The organism is Pseudomonas sp. CF161 (genome assembly GCF_000416215.1).
GTDB lineage: Bacteria > Pseudomonadota > Gammaproteobacteria > Pseudomonadales > Pseudomonadaceae > Aquipseudomonas.
Genome location: NZ_ATLP01000089.1, coordinates 173,956 through 185,739, shown reverse-complemented (window position 1 = coordinate 185,739; position 11,784 = coordinate 173,956). Strand labels below are relative to the sequence as shown.

General features: G+C 64.5%; 9 protein-coding genes. All 9 read left to right on the top strand.

What is annotated here, in order from left to right; translation table 11 throughout:
* The first annotated feature begins 6 nt into the window (after positions 1 to 6).
* The 9 genes from CF161_RS18065 (at position 7) to CF161_RS18025 (ending at position 11,784) form a co-directional block, all read left to right on the top strand.
* Positions 7 to 1,002, top strand: coding sequence for an alpha/beta fold hydrolase (locus CF161_RS18065; protein WP_020298032.1), 996 nt, complete (start codon positions 7 to 9; stop codon positions 1,000 to 1,002).
* 290 nt (positions 1,003 to 1,292) lie between these two features.
* A complete protein-coding gene (locus CF161_RS18060; RefSeq protein WP_020298031.1) occupies positions 1,293 to 2,570 on the top strand; it encodes an alkane 1-monooxygenase in 1,278 nt (425 codons plus the stop codon).
* Between the two features lie 144 nt (positions 2,571 to 2,714).
* Positions 2,715 to 3,206, top strand: coding sequence for an alkane oxidation protein activator PraA (praA, locus tag CF161_RS18055; RefSeq protein ID WP_020298030.1), 492 nt, complete (start codon positions 2,715 to 2,717; stop codon positions 3,204 to 3,206).
* 129 nt (positions 3,207 to 3,335) lie between these two features.
* A complete protein-coding gene (gene praB, locus CF161_RS18050) occupies positions 3,336 to 3,863 on the top strand; it encodes an alkane oxidation protein activator PraB (protein ID WP_020298029.1) in 528 nt (175 codons plus the stop codon).
* Positions 3,864 to 3,957: 94 nt separating this feature from the next.
* On the top strand, positions 3,958 to 5,382 hold the full coding sequence (locus tag CF161_RS18045) for an outer membrane protein transport protein (RefSeq protein ID WP_020298028.1): 1,425 nt from the start codon (positions 3,958 to 3,960) through the stop codon (positions 5,380 to 5,382).
* Positions 5,383 to 5,659: 277 nt separating this feature from the next.
* Entirely contained in the window at positions 5,660 to 8,209 is a 2,550-nt protein-coding gene (locus CF161_RS18040) for an acyl-CoA dehydrogenase (protein WP_020298027.1), read from the top strand.
* A 30-nt stretch (positions 8,210 to 8,239) separates the two neighbouring features.
* Complete coding sequence (locus CF161_RS18035) at positions 8,240 to 9,592, top strand: 3-oxoacyl-ACP reductase (protein ID WP_020298026.1); 1,353 nt, start codon at positions 8,240 to 8,242, stop codon at positions 9,590 to 9,592.
* Positions 9,593 to 9,595: 3 nt separating this feature from the next.
* Positions 9,596 to 10,489 carry a MaoC/PaaZ C-terminal domain-containing protein gene (locus CF161_RS18030; protein WP_020298025.1) on the top strand — a complete coding sequence of 298 codons (894 nt, stop codon included), beginning with the start codon at positions 9,596 to 9,598 and terminating at the stop codon, positions 10,487 to 10,489.
* Positions 10,486 to 11,784: an acetyl-CoA C-acetyltransferase gene (locus CF161_RS18025; RefSeq protein ID WP_020298024.1), complete on the top strand. Its 1,299-nt coding sequence runs from the start codon at positions 10,486 to 10,488 to the stop codon at positions 11,782 to 11,784. Before CF161_RS18030 ends, CF161_RS18025 begins: the two co-directional genes overlap by 4 nt.

The following is an 11,784-nucleotide window of genomic DNA, read 5'->3' as shown; positions in this document are numbered from 1 at the left end:
CACGTTATGGAATGGCTTGTGGCTGTTGTGCTGCTGGGGGTAGTGAGTGTCGGGCTGTGGGTGATCAGTTTCCGCATCACCCGCCGAATCGAGACTGCGGTGCCGATAAACGGGCGCTTTCTGGAGGTCGGCGGCGAGCGCCTGCATTACGTGGATGAAGGCAAGGGCCCGGTGCTGCTGATGATCCACGGGCTTTCAGGCTGTGGTCGCAACCTGACCCATTCACTGTCGCCGCGGCTGCGGGAGCAGTTCCGGGTGATCACCATCGATCGCCCGGGTTCGGGCTATTCGACCCGCTCCCGGGGTGCGGCCGCCGATCTGCCGGCCCAGGCCAGCATGATTGCCAAGTTCATTCGCACCCTGGACCTCGGGCAGCCGCTGGTGCTCGGCCATTCCCTGGGCGGCGCAGTGGCCCTGGCACTGGCCCAGGACCACCCGCAATCGGTGTCCGGGCTGGTGCTGGTGGCGCCCTTGACCCATCCGCAGCGCATGCTGCCCCTGGTGTTTGTGTCGTTGGCGGTACGCCCGGGCTTTGTGCGGCGCTGGGTCTCGCTGACCCTGGCCACGCCCCTGGCGATGCTCACGCGCCATAGCCTGGTCAAGGCGGTGTTCGCGCCCGATGAGCCACCGGCGGACTTCGCCGAACGCGGCGGCGGGCTGCTGGGCATGCGCCCGGACAACTTCTATGCCGCCTCCAGCGAGATCGCCCTGGTCAACCGCTCGCTGGCCACCATGCTCAAGCATTACCCGAGCCTCGACCTGCCGGTGGGGCTGGTCTATGGATCCGCCGATCAGGTGCTGGATTACCGCAAGCATGGCCAGGCCATGGCAGGCCGGGTGCCGGGAATCATGATCGATATTGTCGAAGGCGCCGGGCACATGTTGCCGATCACGGCGGTGGAGCGCGTTGCCGCCATGGTGCACCGGGTCGCAGCCCAAGCCAGGCCGCAACGCACGGCAACGCTGCTGCATCCGCCCTTTGCCATGAACCAGGCAGGCTAGGGTGGTTCGGGGTGGTTCAAGCCCCGGACGGCCTTGGCGGCACGCTGCAAATCCGCAGCGTTGGCAACATTCAAAATGGATCCAAGAAAATAGTTGACGAGCTAATGAACCCGGGCTATTTTTTTAAAAAAATGTTTTGAATGTTTTTTTTGAAAGTGCAATTGAGCGATTAAAATAATGAAAATAACGCCTTTTGACGCATCTTGTATTTCTCGCTGCACCGCTGCCCACGGCGCCTGTGCGCCGATCCTCCGTTCGCCCCGCGCGGCCCTGACCCTGCGGAGGCTGTCATGAATTCCACCGTAGCAGCACCTGGCGTCTGGACCGACAGCAAGCGCCATCTGTGGTGGCTCGGCATCATGCCCCTGGCAACCCCTCTGCTTTCTGGATCCCTGGCGATTGTCAGCGGGGTGCAGGAACTGTGGTGGGTGGGGGTGCTGGTGATCTTCGGCCTGATCCCGCTGATCGACGGCCTGCTCGGCGAAGACGTCAGCAACCCACCGGAGTCGGCCGTCGGCGGCCTGGAAGCACAAAGCTATTACCGCTGGATTGTCTACACCGGGGTGCTGTTGGTGATTGCCTCGGTGGTGATCACCGGCTGGCTGGCGGCGGGGGGCATCGACTGGATCATCGCCGGCGGCCTGTTGCAGGCCACGGCGTCACTGGCACCGGACAGCTTCCTGGCCAGCGCCGCGGGTTACCTCACCGAACGCGTGCAGGTTCATGGCGCGGTCAGCTGGTTCACCTACCTGGGCATGGCCATGTCCACCGGCGCCGCCACTGGCATCGCCATCAACACTGCCCATGAGCTGGGACACAAGCCGCGCCTGCTGGAGGTGGTGCTGGCCAAGATCACCCTGGCGCCAACCTTCTACGGCCACTTCTATACCGAACATAACCGGGGGCATCACGTGCGGGTCGCCACCCCCGAGGATCCGGCCAGCTCGCGCCTGGGGGAGAGCTTCTGGTCCTTCCTGCCGCGCTCGGTATGGTTCAGTGCCCGCTCGGCCTGGCACCTGGAACGGGAACGCCTGAGCAAGCAGGGCCTGTCGGTGTGGCACTGGAAGAACGGGGTGCTCAGTGCCTGGTGCTACAGCCTGGTGTTGTGGGGCGCGATGATCGCCTGGCTGGGGTGGGCGGTGTTGCCATTCCTGGTGATCCAGGGCATCTACGGCTTCTCGCTGCTGGAAGTGGTCAACTATGTCGAGCATTACGGCCTGCAACGTCAGAAGTTGCCCAACGGTCGTTATGAGCGCTGTTCGCCGCGCCACTCCTGGAACAGCAATCGGATTGTCACCAACATCTTTCTGTTCCAACTCCAGCGCCATTCCGATCACCACGCCAACCCGACCCGCAGTTACCAATCCCTGCGCCACTTCGATGAGTCGCCGCAACTGCCCTATGGCTACGCGAGCATGATCGTCTGGGCCTACGTGCCTTACCTGTGGCGCCGGCGCATGGATCACCGGGTGCTCAAGCACTACGGCGGTGATGTGCTGCTGGCCAATATCCAGCCCTCCAAACGCTCGAAAATACTCGCCAGATACGGCAACAGCAGCACCTTTTAAGTGAATTGAACGCTGGTTACAGACACTCGGGATCAACGTATCGCGCAGGCTTTTTGCGCCCCGGATTCGTCGATTTCGAGCGCCCTGAAGTTTGAACAAAGTGGCTTGCCCTCAACAACAATAAGTAAAGGGAAGGACTTCATCATGCTGATCACCGCCAAATTGGCTGCCCCTCTGGTACTGGCCGCGTTCGGCCTGGTTGCCTACAGCCAGGCGCAAGCCGCGCGGATCGAACCCGCCGGCAGCGAGTTCACGGCCAAGGGCCCCATCAGTTTCGCCAAAAGCATCATCAACGCCGATTGCACCATTGAAGTCAGCGGCAAGGTCAGCCCCGACGGCGCCTTTGCCAGCGTGGAAAAGGTCGGCTTCAGCGGCGGCTTCAAGTGCGGCCAGGTCGAGGCCACCCATCTGCCCTGGAAGCTGGTGGCCAAGGATGAGACCCGCGGCGCCATGTCCGGGATCCAGGTCACGGTCAATGCGCCCCTGGTGGGCGGCGATTGCGGCCCGACCACCGCCGAAGGCAGCTGGAACAACAGCAGCGGCAAGCTCCAGGCGTCCCAGGTGGCGCTGGACGGCGGCTGCACCATCAAGACCGTGTCGATCCAGATGCCGCCGACCTTTCGCGTCGTGCCCTGAACACTGACCCACAGAATTTGAGATTTGGCTGAAAGGGAAGCTCGGTCGCTGTCGTTGTACTCCGTGTTGTCTCACCCGAGGCCATTAACCCGGCGAAATGAATCGCCCTACATGTGAGGAAAAATAACAATGAAAGGCATCAAAACCCTCGTTTCTGCTGCTGCTATCGCTGTTTGCCTGGGCGCTGCATCCATGGCCAGTGCCGCGAGCATCATCATCAAGGATCCAGACGCTCCAACCGGTCCGGTGGACGGTCCATTCTCGACTTCGGCTGGGCAGATCGTGGTCAAGTCGCCATCGTCGCTGCAAGCCCCTGTCACCTGCGGCATCACCTTTACCGGCAACGTGTCGGGCGGGATTGCCACCATCAACGGCGCGAGCCTGACCGGTGGCGGGCTCTGTGCATTGCCCGTGCTGAAAAACATTCCATCGCCGGGCTGGGTGCTGACTGCCTCGTCGCTGACCAACGGCACCGTGACCAACGTGGGTTACACCATCGCATCGTTCCCTTCCACCAACTGCGGGCCTAACACCATCGCGGTGACCTGGAACGAGAGCACCAAGACCCTTTCCGGAAGCAACATCGGCCTGACCGGCAACTGCACAATCGTGTCGCTGTCGGCCACTGCTCCGAAGCTGAGTGTCACCAACCCGTAAGCATTTGATTGATCAATGTTGCAAGGCAAACGCCCCTGACCGGGCGTTTGCCCAGGTCGAATAAGCAGTGCTCAAGAATAATAAGGAGTGGGGCATGAATAATAAGAAACAACAGGCACAGGCGCTTTTGGGGCTGGCCTTGGTAGCGGGTTGCATGGCAGTCGGCAGTCAGGCTCAGGCTGGCGGCTTTTCTACCCCCACTTACGGTGCACCGGGATGGGGTCGTGCTTTCGGCGGCGGCTCCCTGTTCAAGAATGACCCCAGTGCCGCCTTCAACAACCCGGCGGCCATGGCATTCATCGACCACAACGTGGCGCAGATGACGGTGGACTACGCACGGATCAATCTCAAATACAAAGGCGATGCCTACGACTATCAAGGCAACCCGGCATCCACCGCGCCGGTAGACGACTTTGGCAACTCGACGCCTCTCTCGGGTGACGGCGGCGAGGGCGGGTTCACGGCCTGGCTGCCGACCGGCTTCCTGGTGATGCCGATCAACGATCGCTTTGCGTTCGGTCTCAGCCAGGTTGTGCCGCTGGGTATGCGCAGCACCTGGGATGAAGGCTGGAAGGGCCGCGACTTCGCGGTCGACACCAAAATCGAGACGGTGGGTTTGACCGGGTCCTTGTCCTTCAAGGTCAACGATCAGTTCTCCCTCGGCCTGGGCGCCATCGTCCAGCACAGCAAGGGCTTCGTCAGCCAGAACCTCAACGTCACCGGCGCGGCGGGGATGTCGATTCTGCCCGGGGCACCCTCCGGCGTGGGCGCCAACCTGATGCGGGTCAAGGTGGACAACACCTCGGTCGGCTGGTTTACCGGCGTTACCTGGAAGCCCACCGAGCAAGACACCCTCGGTCTGAATTACCACGCCAAGATCAAAAACAAGATGGAGGGCAAGTACAACATCCGCGCCGATGCGATCGGCCGCAGCTTCATGACCGATACCGACACCAACGGCACCACGCTGATCGAGCTGGCCTATCCGGGGCTCAAGTTGTATCCGGACGGCGCCAATGCCGAAACCCAGCTGGATGTACCGGCTACCGCCGGCCTGGACTGGGTGCACGTGTTCAACGATCGCCTGACCCTGGGCGCCAGTGCGACCTGGACCCAGTGGTCGTCGTTCAAGGACCTGACGCTCAAGTCCAACGGCGCCACCATCATCGCGATCCCCTACAACTACAAAGACACCATGATGTACTCCCTGGGGGGCGACTACCGCTTCACCGATCAACTGACCTTGCGTGCCGGTGTGGCATTCGATGAAACCCCGACCCGCAATTCAACCCGCGACCCACGTATTCCCGATAACGATCGCTGGTTCACGTCCCTGGGGTTTGGTTATGACATCAAGGCGATTCCGGGGCTGGTGATCGATGGCGCGTACTCGCGGCAATTCGTCAAGGAAGCGCGGATCAAAACCGTGAACCAGGACCGCCTTGGCGGCTCGCGGCTCGACGGCAAGGTGGACGCGAAGGGTGAAGTGGTCAGCGTGTCTGCCACCTACAACTTCTGATCGCCACCCTCTGATCCACCCCGGTGCATGGGCATGCGGCGGTACAGGGTTGCCTGTATTGCCGTAGCCTGAAAAGGCACTGGCGACCCATTCCTGATCAACTCTTGCAAGCCTGAGGCTGACGTTGTTCGGCCGTTATCATTTCGCCAAAGAACTAAATAAATATTTAAAAATAAAATTTGAAACGTCTATCTATCCTTTGTAGGGTGATCTTCGAGAAGCCGGCACAACGCCCAGGTTTCCACGGGTTGTCTGCACGAACCAAGAGAGGTATTCCATGATTGTCTGGTTATTGGTGGGACTCGCTGCGGCGCTCACACTGGCCTATCGGCAGGCGGCTGCGGCCATGTGGCTGGGGGTTGGCCTGGTCTGGCTGGCGGCCGGTTATCTGTTTGACCTGGTGGCTTCGCTGGGCCTGACCCTGGGGGCGCTGCTGGTGGTCGTGCCAGCGGCGATCCTCAGCCTCAAACCCCTGCGCCGCACCCTGCTGACGCGCAAGGCCCTGGGCCTGTTCCGGCAGATCATGCCGGCGATGTCCGAGACTGAACGTGCGGCCATCGAGTCCGGCAGTGTCTGGTGGGATGCCGAATTGTTCAGCGGCACGCCGCGCTGGGAGCGCTTGCTGCAGGCCGCACCGGCGGCGCTGAGTGCCGAGGAGCAAGCGTTCCTCGACACCGAAGTGGAGCAGCTGTGCGACATCGCCAACGACTGGGAGACCACCCAGATCTGGCAGGACCTGTCGCCCCAGGCCTGGCAATACACCAAGGACGCGGGCTTCCTGGGGATGATCATTCCCAAGCAATACGGCGGCAAGGGCTTCTCCCACTACGCCCATTCCCAGGTGGTGATGAAGCTTTCGACCCGTTGCTCGGCGGCGGCGATCTCGGTGATGGTGCCCAACTCCCTGGGCCCCGCCGAATTGCTGCTGCACTACGGCACCGAAGCCCAGCGCCAGCACTACCTGCCGCGCCTGGCCCGGGGCGAAGACATCCCGTGCTTTGCCCTGACCAGCCCTTACGCGGGCTCCGATGCCGGGGCGATTCCCGATCTGGGGATCGTCTGCAAGGGCCTGCATGAAGGCCAGGAAGTCCTGGGTTTCAGCGTTACCTGGGATAAGCGCTATATCACCCTGGGGCCGATTGCCACGGTGCTGGGCCTGGCCTTCCGTGCCGAGGACCCGGACGGCCTGCTGGGCAAGAAGGGCAGCCTGGGCATTACCTGCGCGCTGATTCCCACCAGCCACCCCGGGGTGCAGAGCGGGCGTCGGCACTGGCCGTTGAACGCGGTGTTCCAGAACGGCCCGACCCAGGGCAAGGATGTGTTTATCCCCCTGGAATGGGTGATCGGCGGTGCCGAGCAGGTCGGCAACGGCTGGCGCATGTTGATGGAGTGCCTGGCGGCCGGGCGGGCGATTTCCCTGCCGTCGGCCAACGTCGGCCTGGGCAAGGTCGCGGTGCGCGGCACCACGGCCTATGCGGCGATGCGCAAGCAGTTCGGCCTGCCCATCGGCAAGTTCGAAGGGGTGCAGGCGCCCCTGGCGCGCATGGCCGGGCATCTGTATGCCTGCGATGCGGTGCGCAAGGTCTCGGTGGCGTCCCTGGATGCCGGGGAAAAACCCTCGGTGATCTCGGCCATCGCCAAGTACCACGTCACTGAGCGCGCGCGGATCATCGTCAACGACGGCATGGACATCGTCGCCGGCAAGGGCATCTGCATGGGGCCCAATAACTTCCTGGCCCGTGCCTACCAGCAGAGCCCGATTGCGATCACCGTGGAAGGCGCGAACATCATGACCCGCTGCCTGATCATTTACGGTCAGGGCCTGATCCGTTGCCATCCCTATGTGTTCCGCGAAATGGAAGCCGCCCGCGACCCCGGTCGCCAAGGGCTGGAAGCCTTCGACAGCGCGATGTTCGGCCACATCAGCTTCTTTATCGCCAACAGCGTGCGCGCCGGCGTGCACGGCTTGACCGGCGGGCGCCTGCTCAAGGCCCCGGGCAACACCGACAAGGCCCTGGCCCCTTACTACCGGCAGATCAATCGGCTGTCGGTGGTGCTGGCCCTGGCCTCGGATATTTCCATGGGCGTACTGGGCGGCGCCCTCAAGCGCAAGGAAAGTATCACCGGGCGCCTGGGGGACATTCTTTCCCAACTGTACATCCTGTCCTGCGTCCTGAAGCGCTTCGAAGACGACGGCCGGCCCCAGGCCGACCTGCCGCTGGTGCATTGGGCGGCCCAGGATGCCTTGCTCCGGGCCCATGAAGCCCTGGCCGAAGTGCTCGACAATTACCCGTCCAAGGCTGCGGCCCGGGTGATTCGGGGCTTGAGCTTTCCGTTGGGGATTCCCCAGCGCAAACCGTCCGACCGGCTGCTGGCCCAGGTCGCCGAACTGGTGCAGATCCCGGGGGCGACCCGCGACCGCCTGCTGGCCGACTCCTACATTCCCCAGGCCGATATCGACAAGCTGGCCTACGGCGAACTGGCGTTCCGCCTGCAACCCCAGGTCGACCTGATCGAGGCCCGGCTCAAGCCGCTGATCAAGCAGGGCACCCTGGCGCCGCTGCCGATCTCCCGCGAAGCGTTTGTCATCTGGCGCGCCAAGGCCCTGGAGGCGCAATTGATCAGCAGCGACGAGGACGAACTGCTCGGGCGCTACGTCGAGTACGGCGACCATGCGATCCAGGTCGATGACTTTCCGCAGGACTTCGGTCTGCTCGAAGCCTTGCAGCAGCGCCAGGCGCACTTCGATCAGGCCGGCAAGGCCACGTCCCGGCGCCGGGTGGCCAGCAGTGAAGGTTCGGCGGTGTCGAGCGACGCGCTCTCTTGAGGTTTTTCGGCTTTTTAACGGGGTTTCTCCATGTCTGACGGTTATCTTTCGTTCGTCAATTCCCCTTGGGGGCGCCGGCTCGCGCAAACCGCGGGCCTGCCACAACCCTTGGCCCTGCAACGCCAGCGCGAGGGGCAGGGCGGCAATCTGGTCAACCCGGTGATTCTCGCAAGCGGCTCCGAGGGCCGGTTACTGGGCGAACTGCAACGGATCTTCGCCGCCACCGATACCGTGGCGGCCCAGGCGGCGAGCATCAAGGCGCCGTCCACGGTCAAGGTCCAGGGCGCGGTATTCGATGCCAGCGGCCTGCGTGATGTGGCCCAGTTGGATGAGCTGTATCGCTTCTTCCATGCCAATGTGCGGCGCCTCGGCGCCCATGGCCGGGTGCTGGTGCTGGGCACGCCGCCGGAGCAATGCAAGGAACTGGCGCAGGCCGTGGTGCAACGGGCCCTGGAAGGTTTTGTGCGTTCCCTGGGCAAGGAGCTGCGTCGGGCGATTACCGTGCAGCTGCTGTATGTGGAGCCGGGGGCCGAGGCCGAGCTGGACAGCAGCCTGCGGTTCTTTTTGTCGCGGCGTTCGGCCTACGTTTCGGGGCAGGTGGTGCGGATTGCCGAACCGGTGGACGTGCCCAAGCCCATCGCCTGGGACCAGCCCCTGGCCGGACGCCGGGCGCTGGTGACCGGTGCCAGCCGCGGCATTGGCCTGGCCATCGCCCAGGTGCTGGCGGCCGAGGGCGCGCACGTGGTGTGCCTGGATATCCCGCAGAACGCGGCGGCCTTGCAGCAGGCGGCGACGGCGGTGGAGGGCAGCGCGCTGACCCTGGACATCACCGCCGCCGAGGCCGGCAGCCAGCTGCTGGGTTTTGTCGGTGAGCATGGGGCGTTCGACATCGTGGTGCACAACGCCGGCATCACCCAGGACAAGACCCTGGCCAAGATGACCGAAGCGGCCTGGCGCCAGGTGCTGGCGGTCAATCTGCAGGCGCCGCTGCTGCTGAGCCAGGCGCTGCTGGAAGGCCAGGGCCTGAACCCGGGGGGGCGGATTGTCTGTGTGTCGTCGATCTCCGGGATCGCCGGCAACCTCGGGCAGACCAACTACGCCACGTCCAAGGCCGGGGTGATCGGCCTGGTGCAAAGCCTGGCGCCTTTGGCCGCGCGCCAGCAAGTCACGGTCAATGGCGTGGCCCCGGGGTTTATCGAGACCCAGATGACCGCCAGGATCCCGCTGCTGATCCGCGAGGCCGGGCGCCGCATGAACTCGCTGTCCCAGGGTGGGCAAGCGGTGGATGTGGCACAGACCATCGCCTGGCTGGCCCATCCGGCCTCGGGCGGGATCAACGGGCAGGTGGTTCGCGTCTGCGGCCAAAGCCTGCTGGGAGCCTGAGCCATGACTGTCGACTCTGCCATTCGTATCATCGAGCCGCTGCCGTCCCGGGGCCAATTGCTCTACGACGGTCTGCGCAGCTTGCGCAAGCCCAAGCCGGACGCTGCGCCGCAGTTGCCCACCGAGCGCCTGGTGCGCCCGGCGGTGGAGCTGCAGGCCGCAGAGGTGGCGCGCTACGCCCAGGCCTGCGGCTTTCGTCGCGAGCATGGGGTGCCGCTGTCGTTTCCCCACACCCTGGCCTTTCCCCTGCACCTGTTGCTGCTGACCCGGCCGAGTTTTGCCTACCCGGCCAGCGGCATGGTGCACCTGGCCAATCGCATTCGGCAGTACCAGCGTCTGGAGGAGGGCCAGGCCCTGCGCCTGGAAGTCTTCGCCGAACGCTGGCTGGCGCACCCCAAGGGCCAGGCGCTGTCCATCGCCACCCGTGGCTACAGCAACGGCAGCCTGGTCTGGGAGGGCGACAGCCTGTATCTGCGTCGTGGGGTGGCGGCGCCGCTGGGCGAGCCCTGGCAAGGCGCCCCGGCACTGGCGCCCGAAGCCTTGCGCCGCACCCAGCGCTGGACCTTGGCGGCGGACCTGGGGCGACGCTTTGCCAAGGTCAGCGGTGACTTCAACCCGATCCACACGTCCTGGCTGGGGGCGCGCCTGTTCGGTTTTCGGCGGCCCATCGCCCATGGCATGTGGACCCTGGGCCGGGCCCTGGCGGCGCAGCAACCACCCCAGGCGCTGGAGGCGGCGCAGCTGGAGTGCGAGTTCAAGCTGCCGATTTTCCTGCCGGCGGCCGTGACCTTGTGGAACGCGCCGCCCAGCGGATCACGCCATGAGTTTGAAGTGCGCAACCAGGCGGGCGACAAGCCGCATATGCGCGGGCTGTTTATTTGGGGAGCGGGGCAATGAGTGAATACAGTTTCAACCCGGCGCCGGTGCGTCGGGTGGCGATCCTGGGGGGCAATCGGATTCCATTCGCCCGCTCGAACACGGTGTACGCCAATGACAGCAACCAGGACCTGCTGGTGGCAGCGCTGCAGGGCCTGGTGGACCGCTACGGCCTGCAAGGGCAGCGCCTGGGGGAGTTCGCCGCGGGGGCGGTGATCAAGCATTCCCGGGACTTCAACCTGGCCCGCGAGACCCTGCTGTCCACCACCCTGTCCGCGCAAACCCCGGCCTACGACGTGCAGCAGGCCTGTGGCACCGGGCTGGAGGCGGCGTTGCTGGTGGCCAACAAGATCGCCCTGGGGCAGATCGAAGTCGGGGTTGCCGGCGGGGCCGATACCACCTCCGATGCGCCGATCGGGATCAATGAATCCCTGCGCCGCACGCTGCTCCAGGCCAATCGGGCCAAGGGCGCTGGCAACACGCTGCGGACCCTGCTCAAGGTGCGCCCGTCGATGTTTTTCAAACCGCTGCTGCCGCGCAATGGCGAACCGCGCACCGGGCTGTCCATGGGCGAGCACTGCGAGGAAATGGCCAAGCGCTGGCAGATCAAGCGCCTGGCCCAGGATGAACTGACCCTCAACAGCCATCGGCAGTTGGAGGCGGCCTACCAGCGTGGGTTTTTCAATGACCTGATCACCCCGTACCGTGGCCTGGCCCGGGACAACAACCTGCGGGCCGATGCCAGCCTGGAAAAGCTCGCCGGCCTGAGCCCGGCCTACGACCGCCAGAACGGCACCCTGACCGCCGGCAACTCGACGCCCCTGACCGATGGCGCCTCGGTGGTGCTGCTGGCCAGCGAAGCGTGGGCGGCGGCGCACAACCTGCCGGTGCTGGCGTACCTGCGCACCGGGGAGACGGCGGCGGTGAACTTTGTCGACGGCTCCGAGGGCCTGCTGATGGCCCCGGCCTATGCCGTGCCGCGCATGCTGGCCCGGGAAGGCCTGAGCCTGCAGGACTTTGACTTCTACGAGATTCACGAAGCCTTCGCGGCCCAGGTGCTGTGCACCCTCAAGGCCTGGGAAGACCCCGACTACTGCCGCGACCAGCTCGGGCTGGAGGCGCCCCTGGGCAGCATCGAGCGCGGCAAGCTCAACGTCAACGGCGGCTCCCTGGGTTGCGGTCATCCATTTGCCGCCACCGGTGGCCGGCAACTGGCGACCCTGGCCAAGGCCATCGCCGAGCGCGGGGGCGGCCGGGGCCTGATATCCATCTGTGCCGCAGGCGGGCTGGGTGTTACCGCCATCGTCGAAAAATAA